Annotated in this window: 12 protein-coding genes; 8 read left to right on the forward strand and 4 right to left on the reverse strand. The window is 58.6% G+C overall.

From position 1 onward, the window contains the following. Positions 1-73: 73 nt before the first annotated feature. Together FHL07_RS14600 and FHL07_RS14605 are read right to left on the reverse strand one after the other, a co-directional pair. Complete coding sequence (locus FHL07_RS14600) at positions 74-2152, reverse strand: TonB-dependent receptor family protein (RefSeq protein ID WP_095017700.1); 2079 nt, start codon at positions 2150-2152, stop codon at positions 74-76. Positions 2153-2314: 162 nt separating this feature from the next. After that, complete coding sequence (locus FHL07_RS14605) at positions 2315-6601, reverse strand: membrane-targeted effector domain-containing toxin (RefSeq protein ID WP_138738623.1); 4287 nt, start codon at positions 6599-6601, stop codon at positions 2315-2317. A gap of 259 nt (positions 6602-6860) precedes the next feature. Here FHL07_RS14605 and FHL07_RS14610 point away from each other — a divergent pair, with 259 nt between their 5' ends. From FHL07_RS14610 to FHL07_RS14640, 7 genes are all read left to right on the forward strand, one after another. Further along, on the forward strand, positions 6861-8618 hold the full coding sequence (locus tag FHL07_RS14610; RefSeq protein WP_095000915.1) for a carbamoyltransferase family protein: 1758 nt from the start codon (positions 6861-6863) through the stop codon (positions 8616-8618). Then, positions 8602-9732, forward strand: a complete 1131-nt coding sequence (locus FHL07_RS14615; protein WP_138738624.1) for a glycosyltransferase — start codon at positions 8602-8604, stop codon at positions 9730-9732. The genes FHL07_RS14610 and FHL07_RS14615 overlap by 17 nt, the downstream gene beginning before the upstream one ends. Then, on the forward strand, positions 9732-10628 hold the full coding sequence (locus FHL07_RS14620; RefSeq protein WP_095025244.1) for an antimicrobial resistance protein Mig-14: 897 nt from the start codon (positions 9732-9734) through the stop codon (positions 10626-10628). Before FHL07_RS14615 ends, FHL07_RS14620 begins: the two co-directional genes overlap by 1 nt. 121 nt (positions 10629-10749) lie before the next feature. After that, the gene (locus tag FHL07_RS14625) at positions 10750-12168 is read left to right on the forward strand and encodes a PIG-L deacetylase family protein (RefSeq protein ID WP_138738625.1); all 1419 of its coding nucleotides are present in this window, start codon (positions 10750-10752) and stop codon (positions 12166-12168) included. Positions 12169-12231: 63 nt separating this feature from the next. Continuing rightward, the gene (locus FHL07_RS14630; protein ID WP_178084392.1) at positions 12232-13116 is read left to right on the forward strand and encodes a DUF6625 family protein; all 885 of its coding nucleotides are present in this window, start codon (positions 12232-12234) and stop codon (positions 13114-13116) included. Beyond that, a complete protein-coding gene (locus FHL07_RS14635; protein WP_138738626.1) occupies positions 13113-14264 on the forward strand; it encodes a glycosyltransferase family 4 protein in 1152 nt (383 codons plus the stop codon). Before FHL07_RS14630 ends, FHL07_RS14635 begins: the two co-directional genes overlap by 4 nt. Next, positions 14261-15145 carry a glycosyltransferase gene (locus FHL07_RS14640; RefSeq protein ID WP_095017695.1) on the forward strand — a complete coding sequence of 295 codons (885 nt, stop codon included), beginning with the start codon at positions 14261-14263 and terminating at the stop codon, positions 15143-15145. The genes FHL07_RS14635 and FHL07_RS14640 overlap by 4 nt, the downstream gene beginning before the upstream one ends. Before the next feature lie 14 nt (positions 15146-15159). On the opposite strand, the gene FHL07_RS14645 is transcribed toward FHL07_RS14640, so the two are convergent. Together FHL07_RS14645 and FHL07_RS14650 are read right to left on the reverse strand one after the other, a co-directional pair. Further along, positions 15160-16368 (reverse strand): acyltransferase family protein, encoded by a 1209-nt coding sequence (locus tag FHL07_RS14645; RefSeq protein WP_232527670.1) that lies wholly within the window; start codon positions 16366-16368, stop codon positions 15160-15162. A gap of 2 nt (positions 16369-16370) precedes the next feature. Next, on the reverse strand, positions 16371-18236 hold the full coding sequence (locus FHL07_RS14650; RefSeq protein WP_138738627.1) for a bifunctional O-antigen ligase/aminoglycoside phosphotransferase family protein: 1866 nt from the start codon (positions 18234-18236) through the stop codon (positions 16371-16373). A 157-nt stretch (positions 18237-18393) separates the two neighbouring features. Here FHL07_RS14650 and msbA point away from each other — a divergent pair, with 157 nt between their 5' ends. Next, positions 18394-20202, forward strand: a complete 1809-nt coding sequence (msbA, locus tag FHL07_RS14655) for a lipid A export permease/ATP-binding protein MsbA (RefSeq protein ID WP_095000924.1) — start codon at positions 18394-18396, stop codon at positions 20200-20202. Positions 20203-20321 lie beyond the last annotated feature (119 nt).

A 20321-nucleotide genomic window follows, 5' to 3' on the forward strand; every position in this document is an offset into this window, starting at 1 on the left:
TTCTGTGGGAGCGAGCCTGCTCGCGAATGCTCTTCGCGAGCAAGCCCGCTCCCACAGGGGCGTGCCCGTGCTGTCAGAAGCTGTACTGCGCCCCGGCTCCGGCATACCACGAGCGGCCCGGCGCAGCTTCGTAGTAGCGACTGTTGGAGTCGCCGACAATCACCGAACCCACATACTGACGGTCCAGCAGGTTGTCCAGACGCAAGGTCTGGTGGAAGGTCCAGTGCTCGATCTTCTGTTCAAACTTCGCCCGCCAGTTGAATACGGTATAAGCAGGTGCTGCCTTGGCGGTGTTGGTGTCTTCCACATATACCTTGCTGCGGTACATGCCTTCAATAGCCGTACTGACCCAGTCGGCCGGCTTCCAGTTCACCTCGGCAAACAGCGTGGTCTGCGGTACGCCCGGCAGGTAGTTGCCTTTGTCTACGGTACCGCTGGTGCTGGCGAAGTCGCTGTCGTAGGTGGCTTGCAGGCGAGTGTAAGCGAGGGTTGAGGTCCAGTGTTCTGCGAGCTGGCTCTCTACACCCAGTTCAAAGCCCCGGCGCAAGGTGCGGCCGGCGTTCTGGTAGGTCGTACGGCCACCGGTATTACTCAGCACCACCAGTTCATCTTCTGTGGTGATCTGGAATATGGCCGCATTGATCCGCGTATTGTTGAGCTGCGCCTTGAGGCCCATTTCATATTGGGTGCTCTCGGAAGGTTTGAGGCCGAAATTGAAGCCCTGGCCGCTGGGCGAGTATGCCAGTTCGGCCTGAGTCGGCGTTTCAAAGCCTTTGCCTGCACTGATATAACCATGCAGCTCGGGGGTAAAGGCATACATCACGCTGACGGATGGCGTGGCCTTTTCGTAACGCTTGGTGCCACTGGCGTCGCCGTTGCTCAAAAATTGATCATCGACGTCCATCTCCATGGTGCTGTAGCGCAAGCCGGCCTGTACCGTCCAGTTGTCCAACGCCCAGTTGGCCTGTACATACGGGTCGAGACTGCGAGCGGTATCTACTTCATCACGCACCAGTGCGCCTTTGACCCCCAGCTCACTGCCGATAAAGTTTTGATAACCGTGGCGGCTGTCCTGGCTCTGATCGAAGTCCAGGCCGCCAATCAGGGTCAGATCGCCCGGTACACCGTAGACCGGTTGCATCCAGCGCAGGCTGCCGCCGTAGAACTTGCGATCGAATTGCACGACACCGCCGCCCTGTTTATTGCTGGCTGCTGTGGGCGGAATCGCCAAATACTGAATAACGCTGCGCGTACCGGTATAGGCATTGACCTGCAGGGTAGCGTCACCGATATAGCGCTCGTAGTTCAGGCCCAGTTGCTGATGGTCGATGCTCTTACGGGTGTTGTAGGTAATGGCATTGGGCGTTACCGAGCGCGGGTCGGCCTTGTAGGCTTCCCAGCTTTGGCCCAGCGGATCCTGTGTGCCGTTTTGCTCAAGGCTGCTGTAGATCAGCGCCAGCTTGCTGTCTTCGTCGGGCTTGAGGTTGAGCTTGGCGAAGGTCTGGTCCCGGCGTGCGGCGCTGTGGTCGCGGTAGCCGTCGGTGTCCATGCGTGAGGCATCAAGCACAAAGCCGACGTCGTCGGTGGCGCCCTCGGCGGTCAGGTGGTTCTTGCTCATGCCGTCGCTGCCGACCAGAGTCTCGGCGCCAATGCGCGGCGGGCCCTCGCCGTCGCGGGAGAACATTTGAATCACGCCACCGGCGTTACTGCCATACAGGGTTGCCGCCGGGCCGCGCAGCACTTCAATGCGCTCGGCGGTATCGAGGTTGAAGGTTGCAGCCTGGCCCTGACCGTCGGGGGTGCTGGCCGGTATGCCGTCGGCAATCAGCTTGATGCCGCGCACCCCAAACGCCGAGCGGGCACCAAAGCCACGGGAAGATATTTGCAGGTCCTGGGCATAGTTCTGACGGTTTTGCACCACCAGCCCCGGTACACGGGACAGCACCTCGGATGCATTGATGCCCAGTTGGCCATCCTGGATTTGCTCCTGATTGATACTGTCCACCGAGTACGGCAGGTCAAAACTCGGGCTGGCGCTGCGCGAGCCGGTGATGACACTGGGATCCAGCTCCAGGGTTTCGGCGCAGACGACAGGTGCCAGGCACAGGCCTGGCAGTAACAGGGCAAGGTGAGCAGGTGTGAAATATTTCATGGGCAAATCGGGTTCCGTGTGACGCGACCCGTCCAGGGCGACGGGGGGAGGCTAGCAGAGGGCGCGCAGTTTAGCGGCTGAGGTGCGGATATCCAGCAAAACAAGTGACAAGGACGCGCTGAGCCGTCCCTGTCTTGAACGTGATGAGCGTCGGGCGCGGGGTTATTGCACTTGGGTCATGTTGATGTCTTGTAAGCCATGGATCAGGTCTTTGAGGGTGTCGTAGCGTTTTTGGTGGATGGTTGGCCAGCTTTCACGTTCGATAAAAATCTGACCATTGGCGTCGGTTCTCAAAGGGGTATGCACAATTTCGTGGTTATTTGAGCGATGTATCAACTGGGCGCCTTGAGGGGATGCGCTGTCCAGGCGGAAGAACCCCGGAGCCGGTAGCCTGTTATTGGTTTGCGATGGGGAGAGGGCTGGTAAATGGGGCTTTGTGCCTGGAATGTCGATTTGCAGCCAGTAATCGTTTTTCAAAAAGCGGTAGTTAGCATGTTTGTTATCCGCGGGGATGATTTCACCGATGTCCTGACGCAAGCCGCGGCTGGTGCCCGGGGCTGAATCCGATACTCGTACGGATATCGCCCCTTCAAGTTCGGCCAGCCCCGGTATGCCCTCAAAGGTGTTGGCATGTGAGTTGCCCGTCAGGGCTATCCATTTGCCTCCTGGGTTTTGGGCCTGATGAGCGCGAATCGTACGGGAGGCAAAGTAGCTGAACATTTCATAACGGTTTAGCCAGGGCGTTTCGCTCGGTGTGCTTTTCGGGTAGTAACTGGCCGAGCAATCAACCGCGATGACCTTGATGCCATGCCGTCTGGCCTCGCGCACCAGTTGGCTGAAGGTATGGCGGCTGGAGGGGTTGATCTGATGACCAAAATCCTGATCCTCAAGGTATTTGTTCAACCTGAGGGGCATTTTTCCGCTTTGGAAGTAGTCATCCAGAAGGCTTTGGTGCAGGTCGCTTTGCAGGTGCTCCATGTAGAGGACCTTTACGTCGTGTCTGGCAAACTCGGCCATGTTGTCGATCAGGATCTTTTTACTCGATTGGTGAGAGTGGGTTTCACCCCACACGATGCCATCTGACTGCTCGAACAGGTGGTTGATCAACGCTTGTTCCTGCACGTTGCCAGGTAATTGCGGGCGGGTGGCCCGGGGTTTTGCAGGTTTTGTCAGGAAGTAGGCCTTGGCATCCGCGAGCAGCTTGATCCGCAGCTCCTTGAATGCCCGGTGGGCAAGGCTGCGCTCGGACGCAAAATCCATAAAGTCAGTGATGCCATCGAGTACTGAACGATGGTTTTCGGTGATGTCCCGAAGTGCTTCCTGGTACTCGGCGGGCATGTCGTAGTCACTGTATTTGAGGTGGGGTACATCGCCAGTCAACTCGGTGAGATTCCCCGTCAGAGGCACCCAGCGTTTGCTGTTGTCCGCCAGCCTGTGCTTGATTTGCCAGCGGCCTGCGGTGCGCCGGACCTTGAAGCTGGCGCTTGCGCCAGCGCTTGAACTCGATTGCGGTTGCAAGTACCAGTTGCGGCCCAGCCAGCCGCTGTAGACTTCGAACACGTCGCTGTCCTGCTTGATATATCGCATGTTGTCTATGCGATAGATGCCCTGCTCGTCAGGGGTGTAACGGCTGAGATCGACGCCTCTGACGCGCGCGTTGTCGATTACCCTTTCAATGCCGGGCTTTTGTTTGAGCAAAGGGGTTGTTGGATCGACATCCCATTGCCCGGCCGAGAGTTCGCGCAAGGGGATGCTGTACGGTGCGTTGGGTTTGCGCTCATCCAGTGCGCGCCAGGTGTTGTCCAGGTTGTCGTACTGGCTGCGATAGAACCTGCCGTTTGTGTTTTTGGTGTAGCAGGCGGTCTGACCATTGGCAGTGGGCGCTTCATACACACCTGCACCGTATTCATCCCCCGTGCGCAGCCTGAGCCTGGCACCGGGATAATGGCTGGCAGCAGCGGGACTCAACGAGGGTACGGGCTGTTTTGCGCGTTGACGTATCGAATTGCCGAATACGGCTGAGCCGGTAAAGTCCGAGGCGCCGTCAGTCAGGTAGGTGATGGACTCCATAAAGTGCAGCAGAGCTTCGTGTTTTTCGTCGCGCTGCAGGGCATCAAGGCCTCTGATGATCTGAGCGATAAACCGCGCCAGTACGATGGGCAGCAGCACTCGGGTGGGCAATGCGAAAGACAGGATGTCGATTGCCGTCAGTACGGCCTCTTTGGCAGTGTTTACGTTGCTTTCCCAGGTAGAAGTCGACTGCTCGTCAGCATCGCGGATGGCGTGCAAGGCCTCGGTGTCGTAGGACGCTTCGAACAGGTCATGGCTGATGCCCTGCAGTTGCAGATTGGCCTCGCTCAGTCCCCGCTCCAGCAGCGGCTTGATATACGGCTGTTGCGCCGGTGTGACGTGGCGCATCACATAGGCTCGCCAAATAGGCCGTGACAGGATCTGGCCCAGCTCGTTGCGTGAGTTGGCAACCAGGAACCAGCGGCTCTCAGGCCCGCCGGGGGTGTAGCACAGCAGTTGCCCGGAGCCGGTGGCGCTGAACACCAGCAAACCCGGTAGTGGTTTATAGCGCAACATCAGCAGATGGACTTTGACCTGCTCACCGTTGATTTGTGCACGGTTGTTCTCTACGGGCTGCTCAAGCGCAGCCCTGACCCATGACACCTGTTGGGTGGTCAGCGCACCCGCCAGCGTGGCTTCAAGCAAGTCCAGGTTCAGTTGTGCCTGCTTAAAAGCGACATAGCGCTCCTTGCGCCATTGGGCCTGGCTGGAGTTGACCAGCAGCTCCTTGAGATTTTTTTTGTAGCGCTCGCCAATATCCAGCTGGCGCACCAGCGTTTTCAGATAGCTGCTGGTCAGCACGGCATGTTTCTGGCCCGCTCCATCCTTGACTTGTGCAGTGAGGGCGAAAGTGACGTCCCAGATACCGACATTGGACAGCGCCAGCTCACTCAGGCTACGGCGTGTGGTGTGGTAACTGATGATCGGCCCGGTTCTGCCCAGGCTCATGCCTGCAGGAAACCCGGAACCACTGACAGGGTTGATCAAAGGGCCGGTGCGCAGGGCTTCAGTGGTCGAGATGAAGATCTCGTCCGGGTCGACGTCTATGCCGTGGTCTTTTTTGATCTGTTGCTGTAACTGAAGGCGGGCATAACCCAGCAGTGTATGTTTGCGGCCGATTTCGCTGAGGGGTTGGGCGTAATCGGATTCTGCCGCCAGGCGCTCGTGATTCAGGCGCTCAACGGCCAGCCGCCACTGGGTTTTTTGGCTGTCTGAAGCAGTCTTCAACCAGTCGGGCAATTGGCTTTCCAGCAATCGGGTATAGCGCCCGCGCAGTATGTTGGCGGGATTTAGGGGCAGGCTTGCAGCCAGGGATTGGTCGACGCAGTCGGATAGCTGGTCGAGGGATGTGTCTTGCTTGAGATTGCGTGCCACCGACCAGGCATGGTGCATGTCGCTTTTTTGTTTGTTGATCAATTGATCGCTGAAGACGGTAGCTATGGCGCTGTCTGCAACCGGGCTGTAGTCGATTTGCTCATGGCCCAGGGCGCGCTCCCGATCTTCGGTGAGTACACACGTGAGCAGTGTTTCACGCTGGTAAGGATCGTTGAGCCGGGTCGACAGTTCCTGGCTGAGGGCGGCGAGTGAATCGAACACTTCCAGGCCAGTGCTCGGCAGGTAAAGTACTGAAGGCCGCGGGGTGGGGTCCAGGGCAGTGCGCTTGTCCTGCACGTTGGCTGAGATCAGGGGCAGGTGTTTCGTGGTAATCACGAAGGCGCCGTGCAGCACTGCAGCCCTTTGCATGAGACGACTGCTGAGTGCCAGCGAGTAAAAGCCGTAGGGGCCGGGCGTTTTTGGCGCGGGAGATGGGCTGGCATCAGGGAGTACCTGATTGATCATGTCCAGGGCGGTGGGGCTGAAGGTGTTGTCCTCGTGGCGCACGGAGGCTTCGGCGCGGATCAGCCTGTGGGAAAATTGCGACAGCCAGTCTTTGGGCGCTTGACCATTGAGGTCCTTGTGGGGTGTGCGCCAGAAGTCGTTAAGGGCATCTCTCACACACAACTGCGGGGAGCGGACGACAAACTCAAGGTATTTTTCGAGTTCAGGGGCGGATACCCCGGCCGTTCGATCCTGCTCGTCAAGGGTATAGGCGTAGTTGTAGACGCGGGTGGCACCCTGTACGAAGGTCGGGATCTGGCCGGTCAGGTAGCACTGGTCTATCAGGGCAGTCACCGATTGGCTGGAGATAGTGGGGTTCTGGCCAGGCTGGGCTGCGATCTCTTCATTGATGAAAAGAAAGTCGGTGCAGGTGTCAGCGGGCAACCGCGGAAAAAATACCCGCAGGCAGTGATCCAGCGACAGATCAAGATTGGGCAAGGCATTGCGCAGCACGAGCAGTTCGCGCTCTGCGTCTTTGAGGTTAGCGAGTGCACTGGGCATGGGGTCGTTCCTGTCTATTGACGCGTACGTCGGTGTATCCACAGGAAATCCCAAAACGTTCGGGTGTTAGGGCTACATATATGTGCCCCGGCGATTTTTTTGCAGATGAGGGCGCGCAATAGGGCGTGGCAAATCGTGCAGGGTCACTGCGGGCGTCTTTACGCTATAATCCCGCTCTTTAGCTGTTTCTCGAACTGCGAGGAACGCATCATTTTTTCAGGCGCCCGCCGCCTGCCTGCATTCAAAAGAGGCTAATCCAGTGGCATTGACGATTCTTGGCCTGTCCGGCGCCCTTAGCCATGATCCCTCCGCAGCCCTCTATATCGACGGCAAGCTGGTAGCGGCGGCTGAAGAAGAGCGCTTCGTACGCGATAAGCATGCAAAGAACCGCATGCCCTACGAGTCTGCAAAATTCTGTCTTGAACAAGCGGGTATCAAACCTTCCGACGTTGACGTGGTGGCGATCCCGTTCGCTCCGATCAGCTTGTTCGGCAAGGCTCGCTGGCACTACGCCAAGCGCTACTGGTACGCCCCGGACCGCGCCCTTGACGCGATCCTGATGGGCAACCGGCGCTACAAGCGCTACCGCAACAAGATCGTGTTCTGCCTTGAGCAGCTGGGCTTCGACCCGAAGAAAATCAAGATCGAACCGGTCGAGCACCACCTGGCTCACGCATCCAGCGCCTACCACTGCTCGGGTTTCAAAGAGAAAACCGCGATCCTGGGCATCGATGGCAAGGGCGAGTACGCCACGACCTTCTTCGGCTACGGCGAAAATGGCAAGATCACCAAGATCAAGGAGTTCTTCGACCCGGACTCCCTGGGTGGCCTGTACGGTGCAATCACCGAGTTCCTCGGTTTCGAGATGCTCGATGGCGAATTCAAGGTCATGGGCATGGCGCCGTACGGCGACGCCAGCAAGTACGACTTTTCGCGTCTGGCCTCGTTCGAAAACGGCGAACTGGTGATCAACACCGAATACGCCAACGTGATCGGCCTGCGTCGCTATAAAGAGAACGGCAAGGGCTTCTACTTCTCGCCAAAACTGATCGAGTGGCTGGGCCCCAAGCGCGAAGGCGATATCGCCGACGAGCCGTACATCCACTACGCGGCCAGCATGCAGGCGCTGTTTGAAAAACTGTCGCTGCAGATGATCGACTACTACCTGGGCGACATCCTCAAGGAAACCGGCAAGATTGCCTTTGCCGGCGGCTGCGCGTTGAACGTGAAGCTGAACCAGAAAATCATTGCCCGCCCGGAAGTCAAAGAACTGTTCGTACAGCCTGCGTCCGGTGATGCCGGTACCGCAGTCGGCGCAGCGGCGTATGTATCCCACGCTCGCGGTGTGCCGGTCGAGAAGATGGAACACGTCTACCTCGGCCCTGCGTACAGCAACGAAGACGTGATCGCGGCCTGTGCCCGTCACCCTGGCAAACCTGCCTACCGCCGCATCGAAAACACCCCGGAGCGCATCGCCAAGATCATGGTCGATGGCAACCCGGTAGCGTGGTTCCAGGGGCGCATGGAGTTCGGCCCGCGTGCATTGGGCGGCCGCTCGATCATCGGTTGCCCGAGCAGCGAAGGCGTGGCAGACCGCATCAACGAACAGATCAAGTTCCGCGAGCGCTGGAGGCCTTTCTGCCCGTCGATGCTCGACACCGTAGGCCCGCAGATGATCAAGGTCGATCACCCGGCACCCTTCATGACCTTCACTTTCGAAGTGGCTGAAGAGTGGAAGACCCGCGTGCCGGAGGTTGTCCATGAAGATGGTACTTCCCGCGCCCAGGTGCTCAAGCGCGAATACAACCCGCGTTATTACGACATGATGAAGGCGCTGGAAGTGCTGACCGGTAACGGCGTTTCGCTGAACACTTCGCTTAACCGTCGTGGCGAGCCTATGGTTTGCTCGCCGACTGACGCGCTGAACATGTTCTTCGGTTCCGATCTGCAGTACCTGATCATGGAAGACATCCTGGTGGTTAAAGACGGCGCCGAGACTTATGAATCGCTCGACTGAGCGTCATGTGCTGCAGTTCTGCCACGGCTATGACGGGCCGTTCCTGGACTGTGCGCGCCAGTACGCGAGCCTGTTTGCCGGTACCGGGTACAAGGTCACCACGGTCTTCCTGACCGGGGCAACCGACCCTGAAGTGGCAGCAGGCTGTGCGTCTGATGAAGTGATCTTTATGGAATTCAGCTCCAGGGCCATTCGTGGTCTGAAGCTGGGTGCCATCGCCAGGCTGCGCAAGATCGCAGCCTCGCGCAATTTCAGTTTTTGCATCGCCCACCGCTTCAAGCCGATTTATATCGCCTTGTTGGCCACCGGCTTGCCGGTGATCGGCGTGCATCATGCGTTTGGCGATTATCAGCGTCGCAGCCGCAAGCTGTTTGCCCACCTGTTTCGCAAGCGCCTGAGCCTGCTCGGTGTTTCCGACGCGGTGCGTGACGACATGCGCAAGTGCCTGCCCAAGTGGCCAGCCGGGCGTATCAACACGCTCTATAACCGTATCGATATCGATGCGGTCCAGGCCGGGCAATTGTCTGGCACCCCGGCGCGCGAAGCGTTGGGGCTGTCGGTGGATGGCTTTATTGTCGGCAACGTCGGTCGCCTGCATCCGGACAAGGACCAGGCCACGCTGATTCGCGGTTTTGCCCTGGCGTTGCCCAATCTGCCGACTGACAGCCAACTGGTCATTATGGGCAAGGGGCGTCTGGAGGAGGATCTCGAAGAGCTGAGCAATGAGCTGGGGATCGGCGATCAGGTGCTGTTTTTGGGCCAGGTGCCTGATGCACGCCGCTATTTCAGGGCCTTTGACGTGTTTGCGTTGAGCTCTGATCACGAACCGTTTGGCATGGTGCTGCTTGAGGCTATGGCTGCCGGTGTGCCGTTGCTGGCAACGGCCTGTGGCGGCGCCAAAGAAGTGGTCGAGGGCGTGGGGATTTTGTTCCCGCTGGGCGATGCCGAGCATCTGGCCCAGGGCCTGCAGCACCTGGCTCAACTCGATGATGAGCAGCGCATGGCCTGCGCCGAACTGATGCTTGAGCGTTTGCACGAACGTTTTAGTGATCGGGCGGTGCGCAATACCTTCTGGCACTTGGCGCAAGTCACCGACCTGATTGCGGAGTCCTGATGCTCAATCGATTTCAAGGCTGGCGTGAGCGCGGCTGGAGCGTTGTGGATTCCGGCACTTATGCCGATGCCTGGCAGCGTTTTGGCGGCAGCGTCGCTACCCACCCGATGGTCGTTGAACGTCTGGCGCAGTTGGCCGGTATTCCTGTGCGTTATCTTGCCTGGGAGCAGGACGGCAAGCTGAAAGCGGCTATCCCGACCTGGGGGCGCGATCTGGCCTTGTCCAAGGACGTGCTCAAGCGTCATGGCAAAAAAGGCTTGTTCGATCTGGGCAATGCCGAGCTGATTCTGCCGGCGGCTGCCGATGCGGCGGCACCTTTGCGTCATCGTGGGCGGTATCTGTCGCAGCTCAATGAAGGTCGTTTCAGCAACCTGGTACTGCAAACCGAGCAGTTGGCCATGGCTCGCACGCCGGAAGAACTGTCGAAAAAATTCCGCTACAACCAGCGCCGCGAACTGCGCCTCCTGGAAGAGGCGGGCGGTGTTGTGCGCCCGGTATCGGAGTTTTCCAGTGCTGAGTTGGCGAGCATATACTGCGATCTGTTTTTGCGCCGCTGGGGCTTTGTTGCCACAGGGGCCGAGCGGATGGCCGAGGTCATCGAGCTGTTGCGCGAGCTGTTGATCGGCTCGGTGATTTTCCTCAACGATGCGCCGATAGCGATTCAATTGGTGTACCGCGCTGAGTCGCCCGAGTGGATCAGTGTCGAGTACGTCAATGGCGGTGTTGACCCTCAGACCCGTGAATTCAGCCCTGGCAGCGTGTTGAGTTTTATCAATACCCAATCTGCCTGGGAGCAGGCCCGCAGTCTCAACAAGCCTTTGCGCTTCTCGTTCGGCCGCGCCGACCGTGAATACAAAGAGCGTTGGTGCAACCCGGTGCCCGTGTTCAAAGTCTGAAACACAAATCTTGTAGGTGCGGACTTGCTCGCGATGGTATCACTGCGTTTTTTAACATCCCGCAGTGCCTGCATCGCGAACAGGTTCGCTCCCACGGGAGATCAATCACAAGAGCCTAGCCATGAGCCAACCCGCCTCGCGCAAACAGCAACTTCTCAAGCGTCATCGGCGCAACAAGCGTATTGGCCTGCTGATCGGCCTGCTGGTGCTGATTGCCAGTGGCGTGTTGCTGGCCTGGTGGTTGCCACCGGTGTTGGCGGTGCTGGGCTGGGTGGCCCATGAAGCATGGTTTGCCGATCATCTGTTCTATTCGCCCAAGGACGATTACCAGTACAGCTTCCCGGCCGGCAGCGAGCAGCCGGCGGTGCGCCTTGAGGGCGACAAGCTGGTAGCGGAGCAGCCGCTGCAACTGGCGGGAGATGAAACCCTGATCCTGGAGGTCAAGGTTAAAAGTGGCTGGCTGGGACGCTTTGTTGACCCGTATGTGCAACTGTCGGGTGGCGAGTCGGCGGACCGGCAAACTTTCGAGCGTGGCGTGAATGGCCAGCGCTACCTGAACGTGAGTGGTTGTGCGCAGGCGCTGGTCGCGGGGCAGTTGCGTGTGCGCGGGCGCTACTGCCGCGTTTTGGGCCAACCTGAACTACTGATTTTCCGTCAACCCGATTATCGCCAGCAGCGGATCATGGTTGTTGCGCCCCACGCCGATGATGCAGAGCTGGCCGCGTTTGGCCTGTACAGCCAGGCCAAAGAAGCCTGGATCGTGACCCTGACCGCTGGCGAAATCGAAGCCGGGCATTATCAGCAAATGGGCCTGCCACGGGCAGAGGCCGCCCGCCTCAAGGGCCGTTTGCGCGCCTGGGACAGCATGGTCGTACCGCGCTGGGCCGGGGTGCCTGAAGCCCATTGCGCGCAATTGGGTTATTTTTGCCTGCAATTGCCCGCCATGCAGGGCGCTCCCGATCAGCCGATGGCCTCGCGCGAGGCCGATTTGAGCGACATTCGCGTATTCCGCCAATTCAACCCGTTCCCGTTGCCCGCCGATCAGGACGGCGCGCCGACCTGGCATAACCTGCTGGCCGACTTGCGTGCATTGATTCTGCGCGCGCGCCCTGAAGTGATCGTGCTTCCGCACCCGTCAATCGACCCGCACCCGGACCATATCTGTGCCCATGACGCTGTCATCGAGGCCCTTGAAGGCCTGGAGTGGCAGCCGACCACGGTGCTCGGCTACGCCAACCACCTGCATGACAACGATCGCTGGCCGATGGGTAACAGCGGTGACGGCATTGCCTTGCCGCCGGTGTTCGATGCCACGCTCAGCCTGCGCCCTTGCAGCCTGCCGTTGAGCCTTGCACAGCAACGCGACAAGGCCATGGCGCTGGGGATGATGCATGACCTGCAGCCACGGGCTGCGCTCAAGCGCAGGATTAGACGATCGATACAGCAACTCCTGGCAGGCAGAAAGCCATCGCCTTATGGCGAGAATGAGTTTTTCCGCAAGGCCGTCAGGCGTCATGAGCTGTTTTGGCTACTAAAATAATAAGCACATATAAAAAGCGGTCATAGCATTGACCCTAATCTCGACCTTTACATTGAGTTCCCCGTGATAAAACCATCACCGCGTATTTTATTTGTGATCCCGTACTTCGGCCGATGGCCGTTCTGGATGCCGTTTTTCCTCGAAAGCTGTCGGCACAATCCCGATATTAACTGGCTATTTTTCAGCGACTGTGGGGTACCTGAAAATCTGCCGGCCAATGTGACCGTTGAACTGATCAGCTTTACCGACTATTGCCGTAAGGTTTCTGAACGCCTGAAGATCGATTTCGCACCCAAAGAGGCTTATAAGCTGTGCGATATCAAGCCGGCGTTGGGCTATATCCACGAAGACCGTCTGCAGGGCTATGATTTCTGGGCCTTCGGCGATATTGATCTGGTGTACGGAGACCTGCGCAGTTATTTCACCGCCGAGCGGCTGGCCCGCTATGACCTGTTTTCAACCCACGAACGCCGGGTCGCGGGGCATTTGTGCCTGATGCGCAATACGTCATGCAAGCGCGAGCTGTTCATGCGGATAAAGGACTGGCAGCAGCGCTTTACTGACAATCAGCATCATGCGCTGGATGAAGGTGCCTTCAGCCGGATCTTCCTGTGGCGCAAGAACCTGCCCAAACCGCTGTTCGAGCTGGTGGGCAAGTTCAACCCGCTGCGTCGCACCAGTGAGTTTACCGAGGCCTTCAGTACCCCCGGCGGCTGCATTAAGTGGCATGACGGCACGGAAAATTTCCCGGGCAAGTGGTTCTGGAAAAACGGCATATTGAAAAACGATCGTGACGGCGATCACACCTTTCCTTACTTTCACTTCGTGTGTTGGAAGCGTAACGAGTGGGCCAAGCTGCCTGCTCCCGATCCAGTTGCAATCCAGCGTCTGGCGGCAGAGCCTGCCTGGGTTATTGATGCCACCGGATTTCACCGGGGAGAGTTATGAAGCGTTCCAAGGTTTTGCAATTGCAGCCCGACTACAACGTCAAGTCCCATGACTTTGCCGACCTCGCCGAGCAGATCGTACGCGCATTGCCCCGTGAGCATTACGAGATCACGGCGGCCTTTTTGCGTGGGCGCCCGGGGCCGGGCGAGCCAGTGAGCAAGGCCGACCACTCGGTGTATTTCGAGTTCAGCGACAAGTCGCTCAAGGGCATGCGGTTGCGCGCCATGTGGGCGTTGTACAAGTTCTGCCGCAAAGAGCAGTTTGATGTGGTGATCTGCAACCGCTTCAAGCCGGTGAACATGATGCTGCAGCTCAACCGCTGGCTGAAAATCCCGCTGTGCGTGGGTATTTCCCACGGGTTTGGCGAGTACGACCGTTTTTACCGGCGCAGCCAGGCCAAGCGCCTGATCGACAAGCACTGGCGCTTTGTCGGCGTGTCGCCTGCGGTCAAACAGTACCTGCTGGACTGCCAGTGCGGTTTCACCGACGCCAATACTTACGCGATCACCAACGCCATCGATATCGAGCAGGCCGAAGCCCTGCAGCTGCCACGCCAGCAGGCGCGTGAAAAGCTCGGCCTCGATCAGGATGCGCGGATGATCGGCGCGCTGGGGCGTCTGGTGCCTATCAAGGGCCATCGCTTTTTGCTGCAAGCCTTCGCGGCATTGAAAGACAAATACCCGAACGCGCAATTGGCCATTATTGGTGCCGGCCGCGAGGAGTCGCGTTTGCGCGAGCAGATCGGGCAACTGGGGCTCGATGGTCGTGCGCATTTGTTGGGCTTCCAGGAGAACGCCCTGCAGTACGTGCGTGCTTTTGATATCTGGACCATGCCTTCACTGGCCGAAGGCCTGGGGCTGGCGCTGCTCGAAGGCATGAGTGGGCACTTGCCGGTGATCGCCAGCAATGTGCCGGCCATGCTGCCGCTGATTGAAGGGGCGGGTGGCCTGGCGGTGAAGCCCAGCGACGTGGCAACGCTCACCGCAGCGCTGGACGAGTACCTGGCCCTGTCGGACGACGCTTTGCGAGCCAAGGGCGAGCAGGCGTTCCGCTACTTGCAGCAAAACCACGACATTGAGGTATTCCGCCAGGAGTATCTGGACCTGATCGACTCGGGCCTGCGCCAGGCCCTTAAGGAACACCCATGACTGACTCGCAACCCCTGGTGACGGTGATCATCGCCTCCTACAACCACGGGCCCTACATAGAACAAAGCATCCAGAGCGTTCTGGATCAGACTTATCCCAATATCGAATTGCTGGTGATCGATGACGGCTCGCCTGATGACAGCGTGGAGCGTATCCAGCGTTTGCAGGCGGTACATGGTTTCGACTTTCGAGTGCAACAGAACCAGGGCCTGACCAATACCCTCAATGGTGCGATTGCCCGGGCCAAGGGCAGCCTGATCGTGCCCTTCGGTTCCGATGACATCATGATGCCGGACCGTATCGCGGTGCAGGTTGCCTACATGGATGGCAAGCCGGAAGTAGGTATTTGCGCGGGCAATATCGAGTTGATCGATGCCAATGGCAACCTGTTCCCGGAAAAACGCCAGCGCCGTGATGTACCGTTCCGGCGCCTGGACTTCGATGACATGTTCCTGGAGCGCAAACCGTATCCGCCTGCGCCGACCCTGATGATCCGCCGTGAAGCACTGGACAAGGTGGGGGGGTTTGACCCGAGCATTCGCCTGGAAGACTTGTATATCGAGCTGAAGATTACCCATGCAGGGTACTTTATCGACGGCCTGAACGTGGTGATGGCGCGCTATCGCAAGCACGCGACCAATTCGTACAAGAACCACCGGTTCATGATCGACAGCATTCTGCGCATTTATGCCCAGTTCAGCGATCACCCGCTGTACGACGAGGTGCGCTACAAGTTCCTCAATTCCATGTTCCTGAAAACGGCCAACCGCAATCGTGCCCTGGCTCGCGAGCTGTTGGCGCAGATTCCGTTCAAGCGCTGGACGGGCAAAACCTGGCGTGGGCTGGGGCGGCTGTATTTCTCACCCCTGGAAAAAGACTGACGGCGTGCGAGGGGTTATTCCGGCTCGACCTGTGAGGTTGTCCGGGTACGCCGGCGCAGTCGGCGCACAACCCTTTTGCCTGCGGCCATGCCCGGCTTCTCGATGTAGAGGAAGCTCAGGCTGCTGAGCACAATCAACAGGCAGCTGCTCAGGGCCGCCAGCAGCAGGAACACCAGCGGCTCTCTGGTATCCAGTGGCAGCCCCAGTGGCAGGCGTTGCAACATCAGCCAGATCAGGAAGCCGTGTAACAGGTAGGTGCTGTAGCTGATTTCACCCATCCAGCGAATGCTGCGCTTGGCCAATGCGCCAAACAGCGTATGCCCGGAGGCGATGATCGAGAACGCCAGGGTAAGCAACAGCAGCGGGAAGAACGCAAAGCTCTTGCGGAACAGGGTCAGCACGGCCATCAGCACAACCAATGCAATGACCCCTGCAACGGGCGTCCGGCTCCAGGCCAGCAGCCTGGGCGTGCGTACCCAGTACGCCGCGGCCACGCCACCGAGAAAGCTCATCAGAATGTGCTTTTTCAGCGAGTGCTCCCAACCTACCACCTGATACAGCGCATAGATGGCGATCAGGCACAGTGCAGTCTGTCGCCAGTCGCTGCGGTACAGAAACACCATCCCGAACAGCGGCAACGCCATATAGAAGAACACTTCGTAGCTCAGGGTCCAGGTGACGTTGGCAATCAGCCCGCCGGTTTGCGGGAATTGATTGATGTCCGGGCGATCAAAAAACAGCCAGGCCAGTATCTGGCCGGCAATCTCCAGCGGGGTGTCCTTGAGTGTCCAGTCCTGGATGTAGAACACGCTGACAATCACCAGCAGCATCAGCGGCAAATATAGCGGGTACAGGCGGAAAACCCGGGACACGGCGAAGGCCAGCCAGTCGTATTCACGGCCTTTCTCGAGCAAACGCCCCCAGAACAGAAAGGCCGTGATCATGAAAAACAAGGCCACGCTGGCCAGGCCGATCTGGGCGTAGAACCGGGTCGAGGGCATTTCAAATGCCCCGGTATGCAGGAACACCCAGGTAATGGCGGTGTGGTGAATGAACACACCAAAGGCCAAATAGCCGCGCAAGCCATCAACACTGCTATAGCGGCCTTGAGCTGAGTGCTCCAGATTGCGCTGGATGGTCGGCGACCACCGCAGCAGCAATGCTGACGTCATGATCGCCAGGCCATAGGCCAGCACCGCCCACAAGGGGTTACTGCTGTCCAGGCTCAAGGCGCGTTGGTTTGAGCAAGTGCCATAACCTGGTTGCGCAGGCTTGTAACGGCAGGGGCGGGAGCCAGGGTGGCATAACCTTGCAGCAGCTCGGGCAGTTGCTCTTCGAACAGCCAGCGACGGTCTTCGGGGTAGCGTTGCATATGCCGCAAGTTGCGCTGGCGCAGGGCTATGCGCAGTGCCGAAGGATAAAGATGCATGTCGGCGATATCGATCAGGGCGAACTCGCCATCGTCCATCAACAACACATTGCCCAAGTGCAGTGAGCGGAAGTAAACGCCCTTGTCATGCAGGATCGCCAGAAACTTGCCGAAGCGCTCGACCAGGGCCTGGCGCATGGCCGGCGAGCCCATCGACTGCATGACCTGGCGCAGGGTCTGGCCGGGCAGTGGTTGGTACAGCACGGCAGTGCTGCCATTGCGCAACTGAAACAGGTCGAGGATTTTCGGCGCGGGAATGCCCATCGCCTGCAAGCGCTCACTGTTGACGGCAAAACGTTCCGAATAAGGGTTGAAGCTGCCCGAGGTATAGCAGCGGCGTGCGCGGAACAACTTGAGGAAGTTGCCGTTTTGCAGGCGCAGCACCTTGGGCCCCAAGCCATCTTCTTCAATCACCTGGGCATGGCTGGCAAGGGTATTGAAGGCGGCATCGGACAGGCGGTGAACCGGCCTGTCGCGCAGGGTCTTGAGGCGCAGGCCGATATTCAGTGCGGCGATCAGGGCCAGCGGGATCCACAGCAGATACCAGTGTTCCTTGGGGCGCGAGATGATCCCTCCACCCTCGGTCAGGCCGGCACCGATACCGTATACCAGCCAGGCGGAGGCCAGGATGAACAACGGCTGCACGCGGTGACGCCAGCTGCTGTACAGGCCCCAGGCCTGCATGAACAACCAGGGCAGCAGGCCGAGCAAACCGACGTAGAAAAGTACCCCCAGGAAAAAATTATGGGGCTCGCTCAGGGGGTACTCGGGGTGCTCGGACAGCGTCAGGGACAAGTGCGCGTCATAGCCATGGCCGATCCACGGGTTTTGCGCGATCAAGTCCAGCGCCATTTGCCACAGTTCAAAGCGGAACGAGCTGCCACGGCCGACGAGCATGTCCCAGAACAGTGCCGCCACCACCACGCTGCCGATGGCCAGCATACTTATTAGGGCCAGCGAGCGCCGGTTCCAGCAGATGAAGCTGAGCCAGACCATAGCCATCACGATGGCCACCAGTGGAGTTCTGGAACCGGTGGCGATCAGCGCGACGAACATGATGACAAAGGCGGGAATGGCCACAAACAGGGCTGGCGGGCGCTTGCAGGTCATGCCCAGGGTTAGCCAGTAGATGCAAAAGAACCCGAATGCGTGGGAGCTGAGCAGCGGATTGTCGAACGCACCGGCTCCGATCATCCGCAGTTGCGGATCATGGTTGGGGTAGAACATGTACAGGTTGTACAGGGTCGCGACCAGGGCAATGACTGCGGCACCAAAAATGACCGGCTGCAGGCTGTCACTGCGGTATTTGACCAGCAATGTACCGCCCGCGAACAGCATGAACAGGTGCAGCGGGGGTTTGAACAGGCCGAGAATGCTCTCCTCGGTGTTGCTCCAGATCAGGCTGACCATGGCCCAGGCAGCAAACAGCAGGAAGCCTGCGATCAACGGTTCACGCAAGATGTCCCGGAGTTCTTTGGGCCGCAAGACAAGGGCAATCAGGGTCGGAATGCTGAACAGCCCGTAATACAGTTTGTGATGCAGGCTTCGTCCAGGCAGAAAATAAAGGTCGGATAAAAGTAATAAAAGGCCGACAGGCAGCAGCCATAGGCAAATGAAATCAAACACCCGTTGTTTTGAATAATTTAAGTAGCTCAATTGCATGCTGAAAGGTTCGTTCCAGATTTTGGACGGCCATACTAGCGCACTGGCCCTGTAGTGTCGTTTTTACTGCCCCACGAGGCCGGGCTACAAGCGGCAGTCAGTACACCAGAGAAGCTGTGATAAAGTCAGCTTCCTTTTTTACTAACCGCCGCGTGATATGACCGAATCCAGCCCCAGCACAAGCGAATCGAGCTTGAAGATATATCTGCGCCTGCTCAGCTATGTCCGGCCTTATGTCGGCCTGTTCCTGCTGAGTATCGTCGGGTTTCTTATTTTCGCTTCGACCCAGCCAATGCTTGGTTACATCCTCAAGTATTTCGTCGATGGCCTGTCCAATCCGGACGCAGTGCTGTTTCCTTCCGTTCCCTATTTGCGTGATCTGCGCCTGTTGCAGGTCGTGCCGATCCTGATTGTGTTGATCGCCGCATGGCAGGGCCTGGGATCCTTCCTGGGCAACTACTTCCTGGCCAAGGTCTCCCTGGGCCTGGTACACGACTTGCGGGTTCAGCTGTTCAACAACCTGCTGGTCTTGCCCAACCGCTATTTCGACAAGCACAACTCGGGCCATCTGATCTCCCGTATTACCTTCAACGTGACCATGGTCACCGGTGCTGCCACCGATGCGATCAAGGTGGTGATCCGTGAAGGCATGACAGTCGTGTTCCTGTTTGGCTCGTTGCTGTGGATGAACTGGCGCCTGACGCTGGTTATGGTCGCGATCTTGCCACTGATTGCGGTCATGGTGAGCACAGCCAGCAAAAAATTCCGCAAGCAAAGCAAGAAGATTCAGGTGGCGATGGGTGACGTAACCCACGTTGCCTCGGAAACCATCCAGGGCTACCGCGTTGTGCGCAGCTTTGGCGGTGAGGCGTATGAGCGCAAGCGCTTCCTGCAGGCGAGCCAGAGCAACACCGACAAGCAACTGCGCATGACCCGCACCGGGGCTATCTATACCCCGATGCTGCAACTGGTCATCTATGTAGCTATGGGCATCCTGATGTTCCTGGTGCTTTACCTTCGTGGTGACTCGTCGCCTGGCGACATGATCGCCTACATTACCCTGGCCGGCCTGTTACCCAAGCCGATTCGTCAGCTGTCTGAAGTCAGCTCGACGATCCAGAAGGGTGTAGCGGGTGCCGAAAGCATCTTTGAACAGCTGGATGAGAAACCGGAGGTCGATACCGGCACTGTTGAGCGCGACCACGTCACTGGCCGTCTGGAAGTGCGCAATCTGAGCTTCACCTACCCGGACACCGACCGTCAGGTGCTCAGGGACGTGAGCTTTTCGGCCGAACCGGGGCAAATGGTGGCATTGGTGGGGCGTTCCGGCAGTGGCAAGTCGACATTGGCGAACCTGATCCCGCGTTTCTATCACCACACAGCGGGCGAAATTCTGCTCGATGGCGTTGAAATCGAAGATTACCGTCTGCTCAACCTGCGCCGTCATATTGCCCAGGTAACCCAGCATGTGACCCTGTTCAGCGATACCGTGGCCAACAATATTGCCTACGGTGACCTGGCGGGTGCCCCGCGTGCCGACATCGAAAAAGCCGCGCGTGATGCTTACGCGATGGACTTTATCGAGCAATTGCCACAAGGCCTGGACACCCAGGTCGGTGAGAACGGCGTGCTGCTTTCCGGCGGTCAGCGTCAGCGTCTGGCAATTGCCCGGGCGTTACTCAAAAACGCACCGCTGCTGATCCTGGATGAGGCCACCTCGGCGCTGGATACCGAGTCCGAGCGCCATATCCAGGCGGCACTCGACCACGTCATGAAAGGTCGCACCACGCTGGTGATCGCTCACCGGCTGACCACCATCGAGAAAGCCGATCTGATTCTGGTGATGGATCAGGGCCAGATTGTCGAGCGCGGTACCCATGCCGAGCTGATGGCGCAAAACGGTTACTACGCACGCTTGCACTCGATGGGGCTTGATGCGCCTGAGGTCTCCGGCGATATCGCCTGAGGCCTATACTGATACCTGTGGAGGCAGGCCTGCCTCCACGGGGAATCTTCATCTTGAGTCTTGTAGCTCATGTCTGATTCTCATTCGCTGCGATTAATACCGTGAACTGACCTGCGTTC

Origin of the sequence: Pseudomonas sp. FSL W7-0098, from assembly GCF_005930585.1 — a bacterium.
In the GTDB taxonomy this organism is placed as follows: Bacteria; Pseudomonadota; Gammaproteobacteria; order Pseudomonadales; family Pseudomonadaceae; genus Aquipseudomonas; species Aquipseudomonas bubulae.

What these genes read in the sequence shown, in the direction of transcription:
- FHL07_RS14600 (WP_095017700.1), bottom strand. Translation starts at nt 2,152, where the DNA reads ATGAAATATTTCACACCTGCTCACCTTGCCCTGTTACTGCCAGGCCTG.
- FHL07_RS14605 (WP_138738623.1), bottom strand. Translation starts at nt 6,601, where the DNA reads ATGCCCAGTGCACTCGCTAACCTCAAAGACGCAGAGCGCGAACTGCTC.
- FHL07_RS14615 (WP_138738624.1), top strand. Translation starts at nt 8,602, where the DNA reads ATGAATCGCTCGACTGAGCGTCATGTGCTGCAGTTCTGCCACGGCTAT.
- FHL07_RS14620 (WP_095025244.1), top strand. Translation starts at nt 9,732, where the DNA reads ATGCTCAATCGATTTCAAGGCTGGCGTGAGCGCGGCTGGAGCGTTGTG.
- FHL07_RS14625 (WP_138738625.1), top strand. Translation starts at nt 10,750, where the DNA reads ATGAGCCAACCCGCCTCGCGCAAACAGCAACTTCTCAAGCGTCATCGG.
- FHL07_RS14635 (WP_138738626.1), top strand. Translation starts at nt 13,113, where the DNA reads ATGAAGCGTTCCAAGGTTTTGCAATTGCAGCCCGACTACAACGTCAAG.
- FHL07_RS14640 (WP_095017695.1), top strand. Translation starts at nt 14,261, where the DNA reads ATGACTGACTCGCAACCCCTGGTGACGGTGATCATCGCCTCCTACAAC.
- FHL07_RS14650 (WP_138738627.1), bottom strand. Translation starts at nt 18,236, where the DNA reads ATGCAATTGAGCTACTTAAATTATTCAAAACAACGGGTGTTTGATTTC.
- msbA (WP_095000924.1), top strand. Translation starts at nt 18,394, where the DNA reads ATGACCGAATCCAGCCCCAGCACAAGCGAATCGAGCTTGAAGATATAT.